The sequence below is a fragment of the Acinetobacter pittii genome (assembly GCF_034067285.1).
GTDB lineage: Bacteria > Pseudomonadota > Gammaproteobacteria > Pseudomonadales > Moraxellaceae > Acinetobacter > Acinetobacter pittii_E.
The window spans coordinates 2,897,858-2,921,778 of record NZ_CP139286.1; the positions used below are offsets into that span (position 1 = coordinate 2,897,858).

At 38.8% G+C, this 23,921-nt stretch carries 19 protein-coding genes; 5 read left to right on the forward strand and 14 right to left on the reverse strand.

What is annotated here, in order from left to right; translation table 11 throughout:
* Position 1: 1 nt before the first annotated feature.
* The 3 genes from smc to SOI81_RS13700 all read right to left on the reverse strand — a co-directional run bounded on the left by smc (position 2) and on the right by SOI81_RS13700 (position 5,218).
* Positions 2–3,451 (reverse strand): chromosome segregation protein SMC, encoded by a 3,450-nt coding sequence (smc, locus tag SOI81_RS13690; protein WP_239975500.1) that lies wholly within the window; start codon positions 3,449–3,451, stop codon positions 2–4.
* A 10-nt stretch (positions 3,452–3,461) separates the two neighbouring features.
* Positions 3,462–4,157, reverse strand: coding sequence for a GntR family transcriptional regulator (locus SOI81_RS13695; RefSeq protein ID WP_016142060.1), 696 nt, complete (start codon positions 4,155–4,157; stop codon positions 3,462–3,464).
* 257 nt (positions 4,158–4,414) lie between these two features.
* Positions 4,415–5,218: a sulfite exporter TauE/SafE family protein gene (locus SOI81_RS13700; RefSeq protein WP_224993281.1), complete on the reverse strand. Its 804-nt coding sequence runs from the start codon at positions 5,216–5,218 to the stop codon at positions 4,415–4,417.
* 30 nt (positions 5,219–5,248) lie between these two features.
* On the opposite strand from SOI81_RS13700, the gene birA reads away from it, so the two are divergent.
* Positions 5,249–6,001 (forward strand): biotin--[acetyl-CoA-carboxylase] ligase, encoded by a 753-nt coding sequence (birA, locus tag SOI81_RS13705; RefSeq protein WP_239975499.1) that lies wholly within the window; start codon positions 5,249–5,251, stop codon positions 5,999–6,001.
* 15 nt (positions 6,002–6,016) lie between these two features.
* Positions 6,017–6,751 carry a pantothenate kinase gene (coaX, locus tag SOI81_RS13710; protein ID WP_239975498.1) on the forward strand — a complete coding sequence of 245 codons (735 nt, stop codon included), beginning with the start codon at positions 6,017–6,019 and terminating at the stop codon, positions 6,749–6,751.
* A gap of 49 nt (positions 6,752–6,800) precedes the next feature.
* Here coaX and ffh read toward each other — a convergent pair whose 3' ends face one another.
* Complete coding sequence (ffh, locus tag SOI81_RS13715; RefSeq protein WP_016142064.1) at positions 6,801–8,213, reverse strand: signal recognition particle protein; 1,413 nt, start codon at positions 8,211–8,213, stop codon at positions 6,801–6,803.
* A gap of 140 nt (positions 8,214–8,353) precedes the next feature.
* On the opposite strand from ffh, the gene SOI81_RS13720 reads away from it, so the two are divergent.
* Both SOI81_RS13720 and dusC read left to right on the forward strand, forming a co-directional pair.
* Entirely contained in the window at positions 8,354–9,163 is an 810-nt protein-coding gene (locus SOI81_RS13720) for an inner membrane protein YpjD (protein ID WP_016142065.1), read from the forward strand.
* An 84-nt stretch (positions 9,164–9,247) separates the two neighbouring features.
* Entirely contained in the window at positions 9,248–10,192 is a 945-nt protein-coding gene (dusC, locus tag SOI81_RS13725; protein WP_016142066.1) for a tRNA dihydrouridine synthase, read from the forward strand.
* Positions 10,193–10,270: 78 nt separating this feature from the next.
* Here the strand turns inward: dusC and SOI81_RS13730 are convergent, their stop codons facing one another.
* The 7 genes from SOI81_RS13730 to SOI81_RS13760 all read right to left on the reverse strand — a co-directional run bounded on the left by SOI81_RS13730 (position 10,271) and on the right by SOI81_RS13760 (position 19,822).
* The gene (locus SOI81_RS13730) at positions 10,271–11,224 is read right to left on the reverse strand and encodes a DUF6160 family protein (RefSeq protein ID WP_239975497.1); all 954 of its coding nucleotides are present in this window, start codon (positions 11,222–11,224) and stop codon (positions 10,271–10,273) included.
* A gap of 161 nt (positions 11,225–11,385) precedes the next feature.
* Positions 11,386–13,797 carry a DUF6160 family protein gene (locus tag SOI81_RS13735; RefSeq protein ID WP_239975496.1) on the reverse strand — a complete coding sequence of 804 codons (2,412 nt, stop codon included), beginning with the start codon at positions 13,795–13,797 and terminating at the stop codon, positions 11,386–11,388.
* 31 nt (positions 13,798–13,828) lie between these two features.
* Positions 13,829–14,554 (reverse strand): DUF6160 family protein, encoded by a 726-nt coding sequence (locus SOI81_RS13740; RefSeq protein WP_224993289.1) that lies wholly within the window; start codon positions 14,552–14,554, stop codon positions 13,829–13,831.
* A 15-nt stretch (positions 14,555–14,569) separates the two neighbouring features.
* Positions 14,570–16,663: a hypothetical protein gene (locus tag SOI81_RS13745; RefSeq protein ID WP_320540914.1), complete on the reverse strand. Its 2,094-nt coding sequence runs from the start codon at positions 16,661–16,663 to the stop codon at positions 14,570–14,572.
* Positions 16,664–16,890: 227 nt separating this feature from the next.
* Complete coding sequence (locus tag SOI81_RS13750; protein WP_224993293.1) at positions 16,891–18,240, reverse strand: hypothetical protein; 1,350 nt, start codon at positions 18,238–18,240, stop codon at positions 16,891–16,893.
* 303 nt (positions 18,241–18,543) lie between these two features.
* Positions 18,544–19,113, reverse strand: coding sequence for a dCTP deaminase (gene dcd, locus SOI81_RS13755; protein ID WP_003653416.1), 570 nt, complete (start codon positions 19,111–19,113; stop codon positions 18,544–18,546).
* 115 nt (positions 19,114–19,228) lie between these two features.
* The gene (locus SOI81_RS13760; protein ID WP_016142072.1) at positions 19,229–19,822 is read right to left on the reverse strand and encodes a LysE family translocator; all 594 of its coding nucleotides are present in this window, start codon (positions 19,820–19,822) and stop codon (positions 19,229–19,231) included.
* Between the two features lie 361 nt (positions 19,823–20,183).
* On the opposite strand from SOI81_RS13760, the gene SOI81_RS13765 reads away from it, so the two are divergent.
* Complete coding sequence (locus SOI81_RS13765; RefSeq protein ID WP_224993294.1) at positions 20,184–20,750, forward strand: DUF2062 domain-containing protein; 567 nt, start codon at positions 20,184–20,186, stop codon at positions 20,748–20,750.
* 32 nt (positions 20,751–20,782) lie between these two features.
* On the opposite strand, the gene SOI81_RS13770 is transcribed toward SOI81_RS13765, so the two are convergent.
* From SOI81_RS13770 to SOI81_RS13780, 3 genes are all read right to left on the reverse strand, one after another.
* Entirely contained in the window at positions 20,783–21,655 is an 873-nt protein-coding gene (locus SOI81_RS13770; RefSeq protein ID WP_320540915.1) for a 5'-methylthioadenosine/S-adenosylhomocysteine nucleosidase, read from the reverse strand.
* A 146-nt stretch (positions 21,656–21,801) separates the two neighbouring features.
* Positions 21,802–22,992, reverse strand: coding sequence for an iron-sulfur cluster carrier protein ApbC (gene apbC, locus SOI81_RS13775; protein WP_239975493.1), 1,191 nt, complete (start codon positions 22,990–22,992; stop codon positions 21,802–21,804).
* A 145-nt stretch (positions 22,993–23,137) separates the two neighbouring features.
* On the reverse strand, positions 23,138–23,638 hold the full coding sequence (locus SOI81_RS13780; protein ID WP_239967472.1) for a hypothetical protein: 501 nt from the start codon (positions 23,636–23,638) through the stop codon (positions 23,138–23,140).
* Positions 23,639–23,921: the final 283 nt, after the last annotated feature.

Here is a 23,921-nt window from a genome sequence, read left to right on the forward strand (position 1 = left end):
TCTATGACTCCGAAACTAACCCGTATTCTTTTGCCTGTTCTAAATCGACAGTGACTAATTTTGATGTACCCGGTTCAGGCATGGTCACACCCAACAAATCAGTTGCCATGGTCATCGCCAGCTTATTATGTGTAATGTAAATGAATTGTACATGTTCAGAAAGCTCTTTTACCAAATTACAATATCTCTGAACATTCGCATCGTCGAGTGGTGCGTCCACTTCATCTAATACACAAAACGGTGCCGGATTTAATCTAAAAATTGCAAATACCAATGCTAACGCTGTTAGAGCCTTTTCTCCACCGGAAAGTAATGCTAGAGAACTATTTTTTTTGCCCGGTGGTCTTGCCATCAGTTTAACACCAGATTGCCAGTCATCTTCAAGACTTAAACTCGCTTCTCCACCATTAAAGACCTTTGGAAACAGATTTTGCAACTCTTGATTAATTCGATCAAAAGTTGTCATAAACAACTTACGGGTTTCCTGATCAATGCTTTTCATCGCATCTTTTAGTTGGGTTACCGTATTTTCCAAATCTTGGATCTGGTGGCTCAGCTCATCAAAACGCAGAGAAACTTCCTCAAATTCTTGTGAAGCAGCAAGGTTAACCGCACCGATTTTTTCAAACTGTTTCTGTACTTTTTCCAGTTTTTGCTGATGCTCGGTTAAATCTATTTGTAAGCCCTTTTGAATCTCGGCATTTAGTTCTTTAAGCTGTTCTTGATAATGTTCACGGTCTGACTTAGCTGCTTGCCATGCTAACCGTTTCTGTTCAAGTTGTTCTCTAAGCTGCTCATCTTTTTGTTGATATTGATGACGCTGATCTGTCAGTGTTTGTTGCTTTTCCTGCACACTATTGAGTTCAAGCTGCCACTCATTCCAGTTCTTTTGCAACTTTTCAGTTTGAGCAAATTGCTGCTGAAATTCTGACTCAAGGTTTGGTAACTCTAACTGAATAGGGTCAACAAACTTTTTCGCTTGTTCCATTTGAGCGGTAATTTGCTGATATTGGCTCTGCAAGAACGAGATATCTTTTTCAAGCAACTCAATCTGTTGAGAAGTCTGCGTACTATTACGGCGTAAAATTTCACGTTCTTGCTGCTGATGTTGTAGAACTTGTTGCTGTTCTTCTAACTGCTCTGTTAACTCATCTACCCGAAATTGCAAAGTTTTATAGTCAGGTAAGATGGTTTCGAGCTTGATTGCCAATGCATGCAAATCAATTTCAAGATCGTCTTTTTGCATCGCATCTTCTTCAAGCTGCATGTCTAACTGACCAAGTTGATCTTTCAATTGTTGTTTTTGCAATAAAAATGCTTGGGCTGCGGTTTGTTGTTTAGCAATTTGTACATCCAGCTGTTGCAAGTCTTTTTGTTTTTGTTTCACCACTTGCTGTTTGTGCTGCACATCAGCCTGTAACTGCCCTAACTCATCCTTTTGCTGTACTACAATCTGATCTAATGCTTGTAATTCAGGTTGTTGCTTTTCAAGAGTTTGTTCAATTTCATCTAAACGAATACGATGGCTCAGTATACCTTGTGCACTTTGACTCTCGTCATCATACATAAGGGCAATCACCCAATCCTGCCCAACATGATAGCCATCTAAGGTCAAAATAGATTGACCATGTTCCAGCTGTTTTTGCTCATTCAAAGCATGAGCCAAATCTTGTGCAATCGCTACATTTGAAAATATTGATAGCTGTGGCGAAGCAATCCAGTCATTTAAACAGGCCAAATTCCCCTTAAATTTACTTATTTGCTCGGAAGGTTTTAACTGACGAGCAATTCCTTCCTGAAAGGCTTGTTCAGTTTCAACAATATGCGCCTGCAACCATTTTGCTAAAAACTTCTCAACAATCTGCGCATGCGGTTTACCTTGCTCAGTTAACTGTAGAGCCTGCATTAAACGTAGCGCATCTTGATGTTGCTTTGGGCTTTGCTTTGCAACCAGCTGACTTAAATTTTTCTGCTCTGATAATAAAACCTGAATTTCGGTTTTCAGAGTTTGTTGTTGATTTTTACTTAACTGATGTTGCTGTTGAGATTGCTCTAAACTTAGCAATTGTTGCTCAATTTCAGTTTCAAGCGTCGCTATTTCGCCACATAACTGTTGTTGTAATTGCTCAAGCTCGCTCTGCTCATCTTCATGAACGTGTGATTGAATTTGGCTTGCTTGATGTTGCAATGTTTCTTTTTGCTGCTCAAGTCGCTGAACATTTTTGCCCAACTGCTCAATTTGAGCTGACATCTGCATTTTTTGCTGCTGTTGTTTTTCAACCTGAGCTTTGATTTGGTCAAACTGTTGTTGTGCTTGTTTTTGCTGAGATTGTAAATTAGCAAAGTTTTGTTCAGCTTCAGTAGCTGTATGCTCAATTCCAGTTAAAGCTTCGGTTTGCTCTTCTAGCTGACTATTCAGTGTTTCAAGTTGCAATTCAGAAAGCTGTAAACGTTCTTTAGTTTGGAATTTTTGCTGCTCTAACTGAACGAGAGTCATACTATTTTGCTGGTATAGACTCTGTTTTTGCTCTAGAGTCATTTTCAGTTCAGACAGTTTCTTTTCAGCTTGTTGCCATTCTTGTTGTAGCGGTGAAGATTGCTGAATAAGTCGCTGAAATAAAGCACTGGTTGATTCTAAATCATGTTCAATTGTACTTAATTCTGAGCGGACTAATTTAAAGGTTTCACCCAGTTCATTCATTTGAACTGTATATTCTTCTTGTAGGCGTACACTTTTATCTGCCTGAAAAGACAAAATTTCAATTTTTAGAGTACGAATCTGGCTTTCTAACGTTTTATATTGAACTGCCGCTTCTGACTGGCGTTTAAGCGTTTTAAGCTGCGATTTTAACTCAAGCGCAATATCTTCTAAACGTGAAAGGTTTTGCTCGGTATGTTCAAGATGTTGCAATGTTTCGCGTCGACGCGCTTGATAGCGTGAAACACCTGCCGCCTCTTCAATAAAAACACGCATTTCTTCTGGCTTGGCGTCAACCAAACGGTTAATCATGCCTTGTTCAATCACCGCATAAGAACGCGGCCCTAAGCCTGTTCCTAAGAAAATATCGGTAATATCACGACGGCGGCAACGAGTACCATTTAAGAAATATTCGGACTTTCCTTCACGAGTAACCTGACGGCGAACGGCTAATTCATTATAAGCATTATAAGACCCGCCCAATTTACCATAGGTATTATCAAAGCGTAGCTCAACACTGGCCACACCAACGGGTTTGCGCTTGGATGTTCCTGTAAAAATAACATCTTGCATGCTACCACCACGGAGTTGACGGGCATTTGATTCACCCATCACCCAGCGGATCGCATCGATTACATTGGATTTGCCACAACCGTTTGGGCCAACCACTGCTGTGCGGTTCGCCTTAAAATTTAAAGTTGTACTATCTGCAAAAGATTTAAAGCCGGAAAGTTTTAAACTGCTTAAACGCATAATGCCCTAACTAGCGGCGTGAGCGTCTTGCCCAGGCCAATTCAATCTGTTTCATTCGTGTCAGCGATTCCAACACAAGGTTACGTAAGTGTCGACAAAAATCTTCCATAAATAAAGCGGCTTGTTGTGATTTTCGGATTAAAATTGCATCAGTCACGAGTTTAAATAATGCAAATGCTTCTTGCAGTTCACGCTTAGAGGTATTTAAGGTCAAAAAATAACTACGACGTAATGAAGGCAATAGCTCTTTATAAAACTTCATTAGATAAGGATTACCGACCATATCTTGCTGTTCAGCTAAATATTGGAAGACCCCATCATAAAATTTTTCGATATCCCCTGCTTTAACATGCTCAAGAAGTTGTTCTAACAATAGCTGCAATTGATCAGCTTCATGCGCACGCCATGTTTCACTCATACGTTGTACGATATGCCCCAATATCATCATATTTGTATCAAACAGTGCTTTAACTTGTTGTGCAGACATTTCTGAGACAATTGCCCCGCGGCGTGGAAATATCTCAATTAAATGAGTACGCTCTAATAATAACAATGCTTCACGAACCGACCCTCGGCTGACGTCAAGTTCTTTGGCAATACGAAGCTCTTGAATACGTTCGCCTTCAACCAGTTCGCCACTAATAATCTGTTCGCTAATATATTTGACAATTTGCTCAGAAAGACTTTCTGTCTCTTCGAGATTCATAAATCACCCGCTACTTTTTATATGCATTAATCCATGCTTTTCTTTCGCATCCTTGTTTTTAACTGATCCCATCGATTAAAAACTATGTCATTGTCTGACAATTTCATTGCATTTTAAGCCAACTCATTTAAAAACAATACTAAAATCAGATGAATAAAAGCTTCGAATATTCTTATATTTCATTAATAAAAAAAGCTCAAATTTCTAAAAATTCAAGCTATTACATAATCTTCTTACTAAAACTAATAAGTTAGTTTCTAGTGCATAATACCTTTATAAACAAAATAACTGCCGACCACGACTAGCAAACAAGCAAAGCATTTTTTTAACATTTGCGGTGATAGTGCATGAGCAACCTTCGCTCCAAGCTTCGCTGTGACAAAACTCATGATACTAATGCCAATAAAAGCATAGATATGTACATAACCGATCGTATTAGGCACTGAAATTTGTTCTTTCGCACCAAACCACATAAATCCAATCGCTCCTGCAACTGCGATTGGTAAACCACAAGCAGCAGAAGTCGCAACTGCTTTTTGCATTACCACGCCATGACGATTTAAATATGGCACAGTTAAGCTTCCGCCCCCAATTCCAAAAATTGCAGAGGCAATGCCAATGCCACCACCCGCCATAAATTGCATGGGTGTTGAAGGAAGCTGACGTGTTGGGTCAACAACGACATGTGCTCCTTTAAACATTCGATAAGCCATAAAAACTGCAAAAACACCAATAAGAAGTTGCAAATGCTGACCAGACATCAAGTCGGCGATGCCTGCCCCTAAAAATGAGCCGATCACTAACCCAGGCGCTAAATTACGAAAAACAGGCCAAAGTACCGCACCCTTTTTATGATGAGCCGAAACAGAACTAAAAGACGTCACGATAATCGTTGCAAGCGATGTTCCAACTGCAATATGCATGATTACCGCGGGGTCATAGTTTAGCTGGGTAAAAACCACATAGAGGATTGGTACAATAATTAGGCCACCGCCCACCCCAAACAATCCGGCAGTAAAACCAGCAATTGCGCCAATGAGTAAATATATGATTAACTCCATAAATGTTTTACCACTCTGCTCATATTCAACATGGATTTAGAGACTCGCCAACTACAACAACTTTTAAGCGCAAAAAACCAGCTTCCAGAAGTGGTTTTATTAAAAGCAACCACAACTTCGACCAATGATGATATTCGTGAAATTGCCCAAAAAGGCATTACAACAGGCTTGGTTTGCAGTGCTCAACAAACTCAAGGGCGAGGCCAACATCAACGGCAATGGATTTCACCTGAAGGAAACATTTATTTAAGCACATTGGTGCAAACTCGAACACCCTTAGATGGTCGCTTAGCACTTGAAGTTGCTCTAAATATTCTACAAATACCGCAGTTACAACCTTTAAACCTGCAAGTGAAATGGCCAAACGATTTATATAGTACGCATGGAAAATGGGGTGGAATTTTAGTTGAACCGCTTTCTCAGCATCAGGCTATTGTGGGTGTGGGCATTAATTTAAAAACACCACCAGTGACAGATAGCGATCAACCGATTACCTCTCTAAAAGATTTAGGCTTAGAGCAAATGAGTCGTCTTGAGTTAATTTCAGAGCTTTATGTTGCAATTCAAAATGCTGCTCGCTGGTTTGATCATGGTTGCTACAATTTGGCAGGACGTTTTAACCATCATGCGGCATGGATCAACCAGTTAGTTCAGTTCGAACATAGTCAAGGACTGGTACATGGTCGTTTTGTGGGGATTTCCAATGAAGGTGCGGTAATTATTGAAACACCAGAACCACAGCAGTTTTATCAAGGTCGTTTAAGACCACAGACCACTCAGTAAATAGGTGTTTTCTCCATGAAAAGTTTATGGCTTGATATCGGAAACACTCGTCTAAAATACTGGATTACTGAAAATCAGCAAACTATTGAGCATGCAGCCGAGCTACATTTACAGTCTCCTGCCGATTTATTACTGGGATTAATCCAACACTTTAAACATCAAGGTCTGCATCGAATTGGAATTTCATCGGTACTCGATACTGAAAACAACCAACGTATTCAGCAGATTTTAAAATGGCTTGAAATTCCTGTGATCTTTGCCAAAGTTCATTCAGAATATGCAGGCTTACAGTGTGGTTATGAAGTACCAAGCCAGCTCGGTATTGATCGCTGGTTACAAGTCTTAGCTGTAGCTCAAGCAGATGAAAATTATTGCATTATTGGATGTGGTACAGCGCTCACAATTGACCTAACGCAAGGTAAACAACATTTAGGAGGTTACATCCTTCCTAATTTATATTTGCAGCGCGATGCTCTTATTCAAAATACCAAAGGCATTAAAATTCCAGACTCTGCTTTCGATAACCTAAACCCAGGCAATAACACCGTTGATGCAGTACACCACGGTATTTTATTAGGCCTCATTAGTACCATCGAAAATATTATGCAGCAATCTCCTAAAAAGCTGCTGCTGACTGGTGGCGATGCTCCTCTTTTTGCCAAGTTCTTACAAAAATATGATCCTGCTGTAGAAACCGATCTTTTGCTCAAAGGATTACAGCAATATATTGCCCATTACCCTAAAGACTAAAATACAGAAAAAAATAAAAGGCGCTATATGCGCCTTTTATTTTATGGATTTATTTCTTTTGGTCATTGTTACCAAAGAGTGGTCCCATTCCGCCGCCACCGCCGCCGAATTGCTTTTGCATATTGCCTAATGAACGCATCATTTTGCTCATACCAGATGGATTCGCAAATTTCTTCATCATTTTAGCCATTTGCGCTTGTTGCTTAATAAGTTTGTTCACTTCAGCAACATCCATACCGCAACCTGCCGCAATACGTTTTTTACGACTTGGGTTCATTAGGTCCGGATTACGGCGCTCTTTAACAGTCATTGACTGGATAATAGCTTCCATCTTCTTGACTTGTTTTTCAGGGTTCGCTTGCTCAATCGCTTGTTGAATTCCTGCACCGCTCATGCCAGGCAACTTATCTAAGAAGCCCATCATGCCGCCCATTTTTTTCATTTGCTCAAATTGCATCAGCATATCTTCAAAGTTGAAGCTACCGCCTTTTTGCAATTTTTTCGCCATTTTTTCGGCTTTTTCTTTGTCGATTTTGCGTTCAACTTCTTCGACTAAAGAAAGTACGTCACCCATACCTAAAATACGTTGAGCAACACGGTCAGGATGGAATGGTTCTAAAGCATCAAGCTTCTCCCCCATACCTAAGAACTTGATTGGCTTACCAGTAATGGCACGCACAGAAAGCGCAGCACCACCACGTGCATCACCATCAGTTTTAGTAAGAATTACACCTGTAAGTGCTAAAGCATCATTGAATGCTTTTGCTGTATTTGCAGCATCCTGACCTGTCATGGCATCAACCACAAACAAGGTTTCAGTCGGCTTAACTGCTGCATGCAATTCTTTAATTTCGTCCATCATGTCTTCATCGACATGCAAACGACCTGCCGTATCGACAATCAACACATCAGCAAACTGGATTTTTGCCTGTTCAATTGCACGATTAACGATATCGATTGGCTTTTCAGAAGGATCTGAAGGAATAAAGCCTGCGCCAACTTCATTTGAAACAGTTTCTAACTGTTTAATTGCTGCCGGACGGTAAACGTCGGCAGAAACAGTCATTACTTTTTTCTTTTGACGTTCTTTTAAGAAACGTGCCAACTTGGCAGCAGTTGTTGTTTTACCTGCACCTTGTAAACCAGCAAGTAACACTACAACAGGAGGTTTCGCACTTAAATCAAGTGTTTCATTCGCCTCACCCATCATCTTGGTGAGTTCATCATAAACAATTTTTACAAATGCCTGGCCTGGTGATAACTGAGTCATCACTTCTTGGCCCAATGCCTCTTCCTTAACTTTCGCGATAAATTCACGAGTTACAGGTAACGCGACATCGGCTTCAAGAAGTGCCATACGTACTTCACGTAAGGTATCTTTAATATTGTCTTCGGTCAGCTGCCCTGAGCCAGTAACATTTCTTAAACTCTGTGTGAGTCGTTCTGTTAAGGTATCAAACATTGCAAAATCCGCTTAAAATGGCTAGTTGCAAAAAAATCTTTCTCGAAATAGAAAATTTATGCATAGAATGCTATAGGATACTTTAGTTCGCAGCGAATTTATATCTTATATAGATGAATTAATCCTGAAAAAGGTTTGACATGATTAGCCTCCCCTTGGTTTACACAATTTTGGCACTCATCGCATATACCACTTCTTTCTGGTATCTGTTTATTCGTTTAATGTCAAAACGTGAACCAAACCCATGGTTATTTGCATTTGTCGTAACATTGGCACTGCTACTGCACGGTACAGTTTTATGCCATGGCATGCTGACTCCAGCTGGAATTAACTATGATGTCTTTAATTTAGTATCTTTTACATCATGGCTTATGTTGTTGTTAAGTTTAATTTTTAGTACTTTTCGTCCGATTGTACCGTTAAATTTATTAGGCATTCCTGTAGCGGCCATTGGTCTTATTTTAGGTTTCGCCTTTAGCCGACCAGATCAATTTATTGAGCAACATTCGCTAGGTCTTGATACTCATATTATTCTTTCACTTTCGGCCTATGCAGTTTTACTGATGGCAACCATACATGCGATTTTAATATGGTTCCAAAATCGTGAACTCAAAAAGAAACAAAAAAAACGTTTCTGGGTCAATTTACTCCCGCCGATTCAGGCGATGGAATCTTTACTATTTGATCTGATTATTACTGGTTTCATTTTATTAACGATTGCGCTTGCATTTGGTTTTTTAACAATTGATAGCTTCTTTGCTCAGCATCTCGCTCATAAAACCGTATTTAGTATTATTTCTTGGTTTATCTATGGCTCATTATTGATCGGCCATTACAAACTCGGATGGCGAGGTCAAAAAGCGATTCGCTTTACTTTAATCGGTTTCGTGCTTTTGGCGATTGGATTTATCGGTAGTAAATTTGTACTTGAGATGATCTTGGGTCGCTAGATAAATTAAAATTTAATCGATACTAGACAGCGTTATACATATCCCGTATAACGCTGTTTTCGTTTTACTCAGGTGACACAGACTGTGAAACTCATACTCGCTCCAATGGAAGGTTTAACTGACCCGATCATGCGGGATACACTCACATCTGTTGGTGATTTCGACTGGTGTGTGACCGAGTTTATTCGCGTTACAGACAGTATTTTGCCAGACCATATTTACTATAGTTTTTGCCCAGAATTAAAAAATGACGGTAAAACAGCAGCTGGTACACCTGTTCATGTTCAGTTCTTAGGGAACAACCCAGATATGCTGGCAGCAAATGCAGCAAAAGTCGTTGAACTAGGTGCACCCGCAATCGACCTTAATTTCGGTTGTCCTGCAAAAACCGTTAATCGACATCGCGGTGGTTCAGTACTTCTTGATGAACCAGATGTAGTACATCTGCTCATTAAAGCTGTTCGAGATGCAGTACCTGCGCACATCCCTGTTTCAGCAAAAATGCGTTTAGGTTATCTCGATGAAAACCACACCATGGAAAATGCTCATGCGGTTGAAGATGCCGGTGCAAGCTGGTTAACCGTACACGCTCGAACTAAAGCAGATGGCTATACGCCACCCGCTTATTGGGAAAAAATTCTGCCTATTAAAGAAGCTTTGAAAATTAATGTCATTGCTAACGGTGAAATCTGGACCAATGCTGATGCTAGGGCTTGCCAGCAACAATCTGGGTGTGAAGACCTCATGATTGGCCGTGGTGCGGTGACTACTCCAGATTTAACCCAATGTATTCGCCAAAATATGGATGAAGCACTATTTACTTGGGAACAACTCGTTGACTTACAAATTCGATTTTTAAACGGTCAGGCAAAAACAGAAATTGGAATGGTAGGTCGTTATAAGCAATGGTTAGGTATGATGACCAAAGCTTATCCACAAGCAAAAGAATTATGGGACCAAGTGAAACGTATTAAAGCTTTAGAGGAAATTGTTCAACAATTAGAACACACCAGATCAGACAATATTTAACTCGGTATAGCCATAAAAAAGAGGGCGATTATTTTCATAGTCGCCCTCTCGTATTTCAGGTTAAGCTATTTTTCTTTTTTAAAAGCCGCTTACTTTCATTTTAAAGTCAGTTACAGAAACGCCAGTGACACCAAAACTCCCCATTGAGCCATTAGGTAAATTATTAAACGTTGTTGTATTTTGGCTCCCTATATTTCCTAAAGTGACATTGTTAAGTGAAGCATCAAATTTACTAGATGCGCCTGTATTTCCAAAAGTTAATCCAGTCGAATCAACACCTGCATAAAAACCATCTAACACAAAACCGGTTGAGGTATTTGTTCCTGCAAATTTAAATCCAAATGTTGCACCTGTATTATCGGACACTAAAGTAATTGGACAACCCGCGGTAGCAGAACAAATAGATTGAATTGCCCCACCAAATTTAACCATGACGGACTGCGCAGCATGGCCAAGTTGAATATTTAAACGGGGTTTATTGGTTGATACAAAGTTAATATCCAAATTTCCACTAGAACGAATAATTTCTTTTACACCCGTATTCACTGTCGTTCCCGAACTAAATATTGATTTGGGTGCATAGCTCGTTAGTGCGTAATCGGATGGACTAGATAAAGATGCGCTTGGAGCCAAATAAACTGAGAAAGGTAAAAGTCGAATACCGTTTACATCATTCCCCATCGATATAGCTAAATTTAAAAACGGATTCCCACCACCCGCGTCGGCATCGATTGCAATATTAAAAGAAGGATTACCAGATACGGCAGCTTTAATAAACTCTATACCAGGAACCGGATTAGTAGAGTTTCCGGCAATGACAAAACCAGCCTTACTGTTATAAGACGTTGAAGCAATACCATTAGTATCAATGAGCGCGACTTGATTAAATTTAACACTATCAGCTTGAATACCTAAGTTTAAACCATTTTGGCCCGTCGCTGCTGCAAGGCTTTGGTCATCCAAAGGCTGCATTGCAAAAACACTTGAACTACTGGCAAGTAGCAGCCAGAACCCTATATTTTTATTCTTCATGTCGCTCTAATCCTTAAGAGACAAACGTTTATTATTTGTTCAGACTATCAGAATAATATTCCACTACAAAGCAATTATCCCTATAACCCGACGAATGCAAATCCAATCACACTAAAATAAAATTTATATACAAAAGCAGCAATTAAAGCTGCTTACTTGAATTAGTTAAAGGCGCCATTTCTAGGCACAATACTAAAGCTACTATTTAAACGTCCACCAGTAATTGCAAGCTCACCTAAACGCGCTCCAGCTCCTGTTGAAGGCGGATAGAAATTAATATCTTTAACACGTAATGCGCCATCAATACTCTTATCAGGGTTAAAATAAACCGCCGTATTTACGCCAACTTTACCTAAACCACTTGCTGTATCTTTACCCACAACCAAAGCAGTATTAAACGCTAGCTTTCCGGTAATATTATCAAAGCCAATTGCAGAACCATCAATCGGATCACTAATTTGAACCGTATTTCCAGTTGCGGTCGCAGGCATTGTAAAATCACCCAGTACAGTTAAAGCACTACCATCTGCAATTGAACTATTTGGCACAATCGATAAGTTAAGATCACCACCTAAGCGTAGTTTTAAACCAAATAAGACATCATTATTTTTGGCAAAATTATCAATAGGTGAAGTACAGGAACCTGTCGCTGGACAAGTTTTATATTTAGCTCCCGGTAAATAACCTGCTGCAATTTCTGTTGATAAAGCAAGTAGCATCTCTTTTAAACTAATATTGAGACTGCCATTTTCCAAACCGATACTTCCATTGCCTTTAACGAACATATCGATATTACGTAATCCCATGTAATAATCAGTAGGACTACCGCCATTATTAGCATTTGGAGAACCATCAATTAATAAAATTGAGGTTGTTTTGGTTCCAGTCGCATCACGTCCCGTAGTTCCAGCAGCAATACCGATACCTAAACGCGAAGTCGTTCCAGAGGTCGCCACAACATTTCGAACAGGCTTACCATTTGCATCTTTGGTATAGTAATAAGCACTATTTGCAGGTGCATCTAAACCATATACAGCAGCATTAGCATTTAAGTTATAAAAAGGTAAGGCTAAGCCCCACTGGTTATTTGCACCATTGTCTGCAAACTGATTGGCAGCCGCGACATTTGCACTTGTCGTAAAACGACCGCGTCTTGAAAATGCCTGAAACTCAGCTCCACGCATCGCAAGAATTAAACTAAATGGATTAGTCACCGTATCACGGTGAATATTATGCTGATAATCAGCAGCTGTCGTTAAAGTGCTTGATCCTAAACGAATTGCATTTAAAGTCGCGTTGTTTGGCATTAATAATGTTTTTGTATCAGCGAGATTTAAATAAATATTTCCGCTGTCGAAATATCCGCGAGTAGCTGAGTTAAGACCTGTTAAATTACCAAATTCGAAACCATAAGCATTCAGACCTGCTCCACCTATTTCTAACGTGGTTGCTTTACCATCTGAACCTAGCATTGAGTCATTATCTTTAGTGAACTCACCTTTCATACGAAAGGCAATTCCAGAATTACCTAAAATGCTATTACTTGAACTGGTACCTGAAGCGGTATTTGCCGTACCTAATATTGTTGTATTTGAAGTACCATCCATACCACGGACTTGTAAATAACTATTTACCATACGTCCGCTAGCACCTAAACGAATCAAACCTTTCGCATTTTGTGGACTATTGGTTGCATCTAAAGCATAAGGATTTGTTTTATCGACATTGGAACTTAGCATGACCTCAATATTCAGGCCTGAATTAGTTACTTTCCCACTGCTATCTACATATGTACCTGCAGTTAAACCAGAAGCTGAATCTGCTACACGGTTAAAATCAACATAGCCATAGGTACTATTCGGCGTTTGCCCTACGCTAGCGACGTTAGTTCCAGTATTTGTCTGTAAAACTACGCCACGAGTTGGGTCAATCAACATTGCCCCTTTACCAACAAAATTAAAGTTAAAATTTCTTAAAATTAATTGATTTAACTGGCTGCGCGCATCCACTTGCCCTAAATAAATATTGGCATTATTAATACCGAGCGTCATGCTTGACTGACTATTTGTATTAAATAGACCATCTTGGGTGGTAAGTGCCAAATTTAGTGGAGAAGTCGTTTGAATAGCCAACTGCCCCATTGTCGGTGAGCAAGTAGCAGAGTTATTACATACTTTAAAACTATTTACAGTAATGAGTGATGGACTGCTTTGCATAGAAAAGTCGAGTCCAGTTTTACCCGTAGTTGGATTGCTCCCAACATCTAACCGATAATTTGTACTTAAAGGTTGACTAGATGCATTACTTTTTTGAACTTTTATCCCGCCTGCTTGTGCTCTTAAGACCTGATCAGCACTGCTAGATGTACCTGCATGATCATCCCAGTAAGCATTATCAATATTGATTTCATTGAACGTCGTTTGAATCGAAATTCCATCTTGTCCATTAACAGCACTCAAATCAGCATCTGTTAAAGCTTCTAAAGCAAAAACATGTCCGCTCACTAACAACATGCTGGTTGTTAATGCGTTTAAAATAAACTTTGAGCTGTGATTTTCTTTATTTTTTTTCATCACTTCAGTTCCTTTGAAATCTACATTAACCTTAACAACGAGGATGGCTGCCATCACAGCTAAAGACCATGACTTTTCCTTGAATAGCCAAGTTCCCATTCATCATCAAGCCCATAAAACCAGTTTCACGTCCATGGTCATATGCCGATGGTGTCGCTGTAGCAACTTGCTGGTTCGCACTATTAGCAGTCGCTGCATAAGTTGGCTTTTTGAAATATGCATAATCATACATATTTGCGCTCGACCCTTGCGCTGTTGTTGAGCTGGTAAAGTTATCTTGCTCAATTGATAAGGCATTAAAACCAAAGTTACGAATTAAAATTGGCTGTGCTGCACTAAAACTCAGTTGAATAGCAGGCTTAATCATTTCAGTATTGTTTTTATCCAAATACTTTAAATCAGCACCATCCAAACCCATTTTTTGAATATTTAAAGTACCTTGTACACCTTTAAATACAAGCCAAAGTTTATTGCCACTATCACTATTTTCAGCCCAACCACTTGGTTTCGACGGATCTGCCTGTACAAAACGTTTGTTAATTGCCAACCCAATATGACAGAACTCTACATTCTCACAGACACCACCACTACCATTGTCAAATATACCGTTAGATGTCTGGTTTAAATTAAGCATTAAAGACAAATCAGCACCTGCTTGGCCATTTATGGCCTGTAATGCTTCATTATCTAAAGTTTGTAGCTCTGCATGAGTGACAGTTGCACAAAGAGCGAGGATTAAGGTACTTATTTTTTTCATATTACGCTCCTCCTCTTATAGGCCTTTAGTTGTTAATTTAAGGTGTTGAATTAATACACCATCAATAACAGCTGAACCTAAATTATTTATTGGGCTAGAATTTATAACAGGAGTTGGCGCCTGATTTAATGTTGGAAAAGTTGTACCTGTCATTCCATTATTAGCGCTAATTAAATTATTTACTTCGTTATTTGCTGCGGTTAACCAAACAGCTGAAGAGTTTGCCCAAACACGGTTTGCTACTGAACCATACATAGGCGTAGTTCCAGAAGTGCTACTACAACCAATAGTTGTAGAGCATGTAGCATCAGCAGGCTTTGTTGTTGGAGCTAAAATTGCCCAAGGTGTAGAACCATTATTATATTCCCACTGATATAAATATCCTGTTGTACCAGCACCACAAATAAATAGAGTACAACTATAAGACTGAACCCACGTCTGAGTATTTACTCCACGTTGTTTATAATGTACTTCAGTCATCTGATTTGAAGAAGTTGTTCTTGAAACCGTCCCAGAATTTAACTTACCAAACGAAATACCCACTGCTCCTTCATCTGTTGAAGCTCTTAGAGTTTTTCCACCATCCTCACTAAAGGCAGTACCAATGGTAATACTACTGTGTGTCGCATTATAGCCTTGGTAATTTTTACCGCCTAAAGTTAGTTGGTTACCACATTGATAAACATTACAAGTTGAGCCTTTATAAGAAGTATCCGCACCGCTATAGTCCGTATAAATTTGTTTATAAATTTCTGGCTTATTCGCAATACGGGCAATTTCTAAACTAAAGTTTTTACCATCAGAACCTAAAATCAAAGGCTGATATAAAGTACCTAATACAAGATTAATATTTGGGTTATAAAGGTAAACACCCTCGTTAGCATCAAAAGTAGGTGCTACGCCACCATTAATTGCAGGTGTAATAAGATTTCCACTATCGCTCGTTTCACGTGTACTCAAACGTAAAACTCCAGCATTCGATAAACCTGAAGCATCCCATGTTTTTGTGGCGGTTTTACTATCTGTACGTGTACGTTTTTCTACATAATACCGACATCCCGCTGAGGTACCAAAACTTCCTGTTCCGCCATTATTACAATCACCTGTTGTGCTTGTACTTAATGTTGAATTGGCGCCTGCATGAATAAGAGTCCACGGAGAAGTAGTAGATCCCTCTGTTAGAGAACTCGTAGTAATAGCCTTAACATCCTTGCTGTCCCCGCTATTCAAACGTATAACTCCAGCAATCCCCAAAGTATTATTATAAAAAGGGCTCATGCCTCCACTAGTTGTGGCTCCACCTAAAGTTTGAAATACCTGTAAACGACTACCATTTAGACTAAAATTATTCCAAATCCCCTGTAGACGAAGACGATTTGCCCGTGTTGCATCAGTACTTGTACCAATTAAACCATTTGAGTCGCCATAATTAAATTGATCTGCTGCCCCATTTATTTTATTCGGATTTCGAACGAAGATATCGGACCATAGACCTAGCTTCAACTTATAAGCATCTATACCCGCCGTATCTTTTGTTCCAATCTCATATAAAGGCGCTTCCAAAGCTAGATAGGTTAATTGACAAGTAGGATCAGTCGCACCTGTACAGTTATTTGCACTAAAATTCGGCACTGAATTTTCAGTGGCAACTTTAAATATCCAAGGGTTAACAGCTGTACCCCAACTTGAAATTGCGGCAGCCGCATCAGTAGAGGCAATACGGGTGTTAGTATTATTATCAGATTTAGAAAGAGCTAAGCCATAAAGATAAATATCAGCTTTACCCACTGCACGGTCACCTGAATCAACCGAACCGTTTTTATTGGTGTCTGCCGAAGTCATACTTAATGGACCTACAGGTACATAATTGATATAACCCGTATCTTTAGTGCGGTCGGTTAAAATTTGGTTTGTAGTTTCATTCGCTCCAGCTCCACGAAATACCATATAAGTATTTTGAGGCAAAATAGCGATACCTTCACCAGTGGTTTCACTTAAACCTGCATCAGAAAGTTCTTCAAGAGCAAAACTTGGCTGGCTTATACAAAGCCCGATTAAACTTGCCAAAACGGTTTTTTGAAACCTTACCGTATAATTAAGTGTAGTCATCTTGACCTTCCTGTTTATACGATGCCGCGCACCATATTTATTTTTCTTTAACAATCCTTGATGCTAGGTGAATTTTTCCTTTTCCCCCTAGACTAGAAGGCAAATCTAAATAGATATTGCCAACCCTTCCACATTTCCATTATGCGCAATATTTGCACGAATGCAAAAAAAAGAGCTTAAAAACTTACTTTTCCGATGAATGCAAAATTTAAACTACACATTCATACTTAGCAGAACTTTAAACTTCCGTAGCAGTTTGGAGCAAAAGACTGGTTAGCCAATTGTAAATTCTGTAATTCTAGTACTGCTGGTCTCGCGTTTGATAAATCCCTTGTCCCAACATTAAAATCACCACCAATACAATTTACAGCCAAGAAACCACAGTTTAATGGATTCTGGGTTAATTCTTTGCTCACCTCAGTAAGGGCATCTCTAATAGTATCTGTTTTAATAACGACACTATTAGTCGGGTCAATTCGACCAATATCTATTGGATTTGATAACTCTAGCCACCAACCACGCATTGCTGTTGATACTGTTCCAGGCCAACGTATATCCTGTCCCTGCATCGATAATGATAATGGACTACCACTCAAATTAATTTTATGGATATAACCTAAATTTTCTAACAACGGCACTGTTACAGGTAAATTATTAATGGTCCCGCGAAGATTACCATTTAACGTAATTCCCCCAAGGATATCAACATCAGCTGCCAATGTACCCGACAAGTCAATCCCATTGACTATAGCAGAGGCTAATAAATTTACACTGCTCATCCGTTGTCCGGATACGATTGATTGTGGTAATGATAACTGTGCTTTTTGTGTAGGAGACAGTGTTATATCATAAGATTTAGTCTGGAAATCAAGATTAAATCCTGCTCCCAATGCAATTTCACCTCTAGCTTTACCTGTAATTGCCTGATTAACACCACAACCCGCAGGAGATGGATAGACGCCACAAGCAGGACTACCTGTTTGGGTAATGCGTGCAGCCTCAACAGTCGCCGCACCAACTTGGGGTGCTACTACCATATAACCACTTAAACTATTAATACCATTTGGTGTAGCTGAGTTTTCTGAACCAATAGTTAAAAGCCCCTCAACTGCTTCAGCACTCAAGCGAATACCAGCTACTTCACGAGTTGATGCACTATTTGGGTTTTTTATTGCCAATTCGAAAAAAGGATTTGTCAGTTTAGCATCGCTTGCCACCCGGCCCTCGCGTGTATCTGCTATACCACTTAAACTAACATTATCAAAATCAATATCACAGCCGCCTGCACCATTTACCCCACCACAACCTAACTGTAGTTTACGAATATTGGCATTAATTTCTAACTCGGCCTCTAAACCTAATTTATAAAATCCTACATTACTATTGCTATCACGCAATTTTTCCAGATTTGCAGAATCATTAGGTGCAATATAAGACATACTCATCAAGGCTTGGCCCCGAGTTGCTGATAGTTCCGAATCTGACATAGGAACTAATGTCGAAGCAGCATAAGCTGAAGAAAAGCATAAGCTTCCGAGTGTTAAGAGTGCTACTCGAAGAGACGTAAACTGTCGCATGGCCGACCTCCGTATCCGTGGGGGCATAATCCTGTTTAATTTCTTTTTATTTGGCCTATCTACATTTGATCATGTATTTAACTAAACATTATCAAAGAGTGCCTATATCTACTCTATTTGCTTTTAAATTCTGTGATACAGAGCAAAAAACAAATCAATCATTGATCATTTTATATCATTTTTTACAAAAGAAAACTGTCGTTTATCATAATTCCGATAAACGCTTCTCATAAAAATTTTATGTATAAAATTGGGCCACCTCAGTGACCCATCATTATCAAAACTATTATTCAGCTAAGAAAATTATGTTTTAGGAAGAGTAACACCTGTTTGACCTTGGTATTTACCACCACGGTCTTTATAAGAGGTTTCACATACTTCATCACTTTCAAAGAATAGCATTTGCGCTACGCCTTCCCCTGCATAAATACGTGCAGGTAAATTAGTCGTATTTGAGAATTCTAAAGTAACGTGACCTTCCCATTCAGGTTCTAAGGGAGTCACATTTACAATAATACCGCAGCGAGCATAGGTCGACTTGCCTAAACAAACAGTCAACACGTTGCGAGGAATACGGAAATATTCAATTGTACGCGCTAGAGCAAATGAGTTTGGTGGAATAATACAAACGTCAGATTCAATATCGATAAAACTTTTGTCATCGAAATTTTTTGGATCGACAATTGCAGAATGTACGTTTGTAAAAACCTTAAATTCACGGGCACAGCGTACATCATAACCATAGCTAGAGACCCCGTAGGAAATCAACTTTTCACCATTTTCATCAAAACGGACTTGATTCTCTGCATAAGGTTCAATCATGCCGTGTTTTTCGCTCATCTCGCGAATCCAACGATCAGACTTAATAGCCATGTATTTTCTATCCAAAAGGTAATTTCATTGATTGCGACGTACTTTAACGTAAAAAAGCAATTATGAAAACAACGCTTGAGCTACTCTTCTCGATAAGAATAGCTCAGCTGTACATTTAAAGGTTCAGTAAAGCAGAATAACTAATTGGAATTGAAAAGCTGACCAAAACAAGAGAGGCCGTTCTTTGTAAATTAGTTTGATTTAACCAACCCACTTTCTTAGATGCTAAAACCGATCCCAAAAAAATCCAGAACAATGCAATTGGGGTAATAAGTGCTAAGTAAGCCATCATATGAATTAAATAAATATGAAAATTACTCCATGCAGCTACCGGAAAAATAGCTGAAGCAAAGAGTAAGGCTTTTGGGTTTAATAAAGTTGCACAGAATAATTCACGAGCACGAATCGTAGGCTGATTTAATTCAACTTCTTGATTTGCCGTGTGCCATAACTTAATGGCTAAGAAAATAATATAACAAGCACTCAATAGCTTTAGAATAGGCGGCAGCATTGGCAGTGTGCTAGACACTTTTCCAATCAACATTCCCCACGCAGAAATAGAGATCACATAACCCAAAACTTCTGCTGGAATAAGTTTTACTGACTTCCTTAAACCTACTTGCACGCCCGAAGAAGCGAGTAGTGTATTGGTTGGACCAGGAGTAAGTAAAATTGTGGCTACTAAGCCAATAAAAAGCCATGAAATCATTGAATGACCTCACAATATAGTCATCTCAGATTAATAGATATCCTGTTACAAGGCAAAAGGTAATTGTAAGACAAAATTTTTAAAATTATTTTTACTATCTCAATAAAATTTATAAAAACAAATATTTATAAAATTATTTCAAAAAGTAGAAAAGAAAACTTTACGGTCAATTGTGATGCTTTTCAAATAGATTACGCATTAAGTAACATAAGTATTTTTATTTTAAGTCTATTTTTCCATCAAAAGTCTTTATAATAAAAAATATATAGTAATGGTAAGTTTAAATTTTAAGCTTTTAATAAGTTTCAATTCTTATATTATTTCTGATTTTTTATATAGAGTACCGCGCTCTACTACCTTAATGATTATGGCAAAGCACTTTTTTCAATCTTGGCTTCCCTCCCCCGAGAAAGTTTCGAATATGAAATTTCTAAGGATTTTTGGTCAAAAGACCCTTAATCCTGTGCTTTGGTATGTCAATCGAAAATCGATTACCCGAGCTGTTTTTGTCGGAACTTTTTTTGGTTTACTCCCTATTCCTTTTCACAGTGTATTTATTGTGATGGCGGTCTTATTATTCGAAGTAAATTTACCCATTAGCTTAATGCTCGCTTGGTTAAGTAATCCTCTTACTCTAGTTCCGATTCTATATATTGGTTTTTGGTTTGGTGCGCATATTTTTCATGTGCATATGATCAACAAGGAAATGTTACTGGGTGTATTGCATCAAATTTCTCGCTGGATCACTCATTTCGGCCATGGTCATATTGATTTTAGTCTCGCGAAAATCTTGATGACAGGTCTAGTCGTAGAAGCTTTTGTATTTGCTGTTATTTTATATATATGCACAGAAATTTTCTGGCGTTGGATGGTCATTAAAAACTGGAAAAGTAGACATCGCCGTAAAAAGCAAGAAGAGGTTTTATAAAAACTCCTCTCTTCTTGCATAAGTTTAAATCATCATTTTGATAGTTTTGATTTCATATACTCTTCAGCCACATTAAGTACATACTCTTGGCAAGCCTCTCCCGTACCTGGGTCATAAGCTCCATTATTGGTAATATTATTAGATAAGATTCGAATACCGAGGAAAGGAACATTAAACTGGCTTGCGATTTGTGCAACAGAAGCTGCTTCCATTTCCTCAACAGAAGTGCCATAACGCTGATGGAAAAATTGAATACGGTCTAGCTCATTATTCCAAACATCTGCTGAACCAATCGTTCCTTCAATAATATCACCTTTGTCATAACGGACTTTATGGGCCGCCATTAATAACTCTTGGTCACCTTCAAATTTGCGTATTGCAATAGGCTCTGGATCAGATTCATCTGTTGGCAAAACATCAAAAGCCTCATTCCATGTGAGTGAGTCTGAACCAGCACCTACTGGCTGTTTAGGCGTTCTAAATGCTCCAATATTGGTTGCATATTTTCCTAAAACAATATCGTAAACATGTAGATCTGGGTCGTGTCCACCTGCTGTTCCCTGATTAATAATCGCAATCGGTTTATAACGTTCAATAGCTAAAGCCGTCGCAGCAGCTGAGTTACTCATCCCCATACGGGTTTTAGAAATAATCACTGGATATCCGTTATAGGTACCCTTCCAGAATTTCCACCCACCGATTTCTTCAACAGTCTTATTCTCCAATTTTGAAGCCATTCTTTCCGATTCTACTGGCAAAGCACCCTGAATAATGATCGGCTGTAATTTCTGTTTTTGTTCCTGAACGGTTGGTGTTTGTGAGACAGATGAGTTGTCATCATTACATCCCACTAAAAATAAAGCGCTACATAAACTGATTACGCCAAAAGCACATTTAAATTGCATTTTTCACCTGTTTCTTTGAAAAAGAAGCGTAAAGTAGCAATCTGCATGCCAATTACAAGTTTAGCTTTGTTATTAGGTTTCAGTAATTTAATTTTTTATTTTAATCAGATGATAAAAAACCCGACTTAAAGCCGGGTTTTAATAAATTAGAAAATACGCTTATCATCACGTGCACGCTGAGGAACTTTCTCAATCTGTTGCCACACCGCTTTAGCAATATCGATATAGCTATCAGCTGCGTCATCCATTACAACCACACTCGGTTTGCCCTGATCCGCATGTTCACGTATTTGAGCATTTAAAGGCAAACGGCCTAGCAATGGAATATGGTATTGCTCGGAAAGCTTATCACCACCACCGATACCAAAAATTTGCTCTTCATGCCCACAGTTTGAGCAAATATGAGTCGACATGTTCTCAACAACACCTAATACCGGAATGCCAACTTTATTAAATAACTCAATTCCTTTGGTCGCATCTAATAAAGCAACATTTTGTGGCGTAGTCACAATGATTGAACCTGTAACTGGAATACGCTGTGCAAGCGTGAGTTGAATATCACCAGTACCTGGTGGCATATCAATCATGAGCACATCTAAATCTGGCCAAAGTGTTTGATTAAACAATTGCATTAGAGCGCCGGTTGCCTTTGGTCCACGCCATGCAACAGGTGTGTTGTTATCACCAGTTAGATGCCCAATAGAAAGTACAGCCATACCGTAAGCATCTAACGGTACAAAATTTTCACTTTCAATAAGTGGCGTTTTACCTGCATTGCCTAGCATTGTCGGAATACTTGGGCCATAAATATCAGCATCCAATACCCCAACCTTAAGCCCCATTTTTTGCAAGGCAAGTGCTAAATTGACAGTAGTTGTCGATTTACCAACACCGCCCTTTCCAGATGAAACTAAAATAACATTCTTAATGCGAGGATGAAGTGGAACATCTCTCTGTTGCGGAGCAGCTTTTTGAATCGGTGGATTATTTGGATCAGGTTCTGATTTAGGTGAAGCATCAAGTACAGGAGGTAAGTTCGAACTTTCTTGTGCAGGACGCTTTTGTTGAACTACGTGTAAGTTAAGTTCTTCTATACCACACTTTTCTAATGCACTAGCTAAGTCATCATGGATTTGCTGCAAATGCTCTTTTTCATCAGGAAATGTATTAATAGTAAGTTGTAACACACGACCCTGAACTTGGAGCTGGCTAATGCGATCTTTTAAAGCATCTTTTGAATGCGGTAATAAATAATTCTGGAGTACGGTTTGGATTTCATCTTCTTTCACTTCTTGTGCGGGTGAAAAAACGGACTTTAATGAAGAAAGCCAAGACATATTGTTTACTCCAAAAACAGATCATTACAGCTTAATGGAGATAGTGTAACAGTATTGCTCCGCACTCGCTCACCTTGGGATGAATAATTACTAACTTCACATCTCATCTTTTAGGTAAGGAGTACGGATTTTAGTTTAAATCAGCTTATTCAGCAGAATCATGATTCTTTAGCTTGTTTAATTTATCGGTTGCCGTTTTCTTTAACTCATCAAGTTTTGCCGTTGCTTGAGTTTTCAACTCATCCAATTTGGTAGCAGCTTCTTCCTTTAATTCCGCAGCTTTGGCTTTAGCATCGTCAAGTTTATGGGCTGCCTCTGTACGTAAATGATCAAACTTGTCTTGTAGAGTATGCTGAGCATCCTCAAGTTTGCCTTTCAAGTCGTTTGCTTTATCTTCAAGAGCCTCTTTACCAGAAGCTTGCTTCTCTTTTACATTTTCCTTTAAATCGTCCAAAGCTTTTTCACCTTGTACTTTTGCATCGGCTGCTTTTGCCTTTAATTGGTCTACTTTATCTTCAACTGCTTCTTTACCAGCAGCTTGCTTCTCTTTTACATTTTCTTTTAAATCATCCAAAGCTTTTTCACCTTGTACTTTTGCATCAGCCGCTTTTGCCTTTAATTCGTCTAATTTATTTTCAGTAGTCATCGTTGTTATCCTCATAGTTAATTAAAAAAATTACTTGAATAAGTTATTAGTTATACATCGTTATGGCTTATTTTCTGACCGTAACTGCAATTTGAAACAAAGACAATACAGGAAGATTCAAATATTTTTTGATTTGTTTATCTGTTCTAAAGAGAAACATTTCTGAGCAAAAATCTATTTTAGTCGAAACCTCTTACGCCAAGCCTAAGATTATTAATCTTTGCTTATCTCCGTGCATCAGTTAAAATCTTCCACCTTATAAATACGAATGAGAGAATGAAAT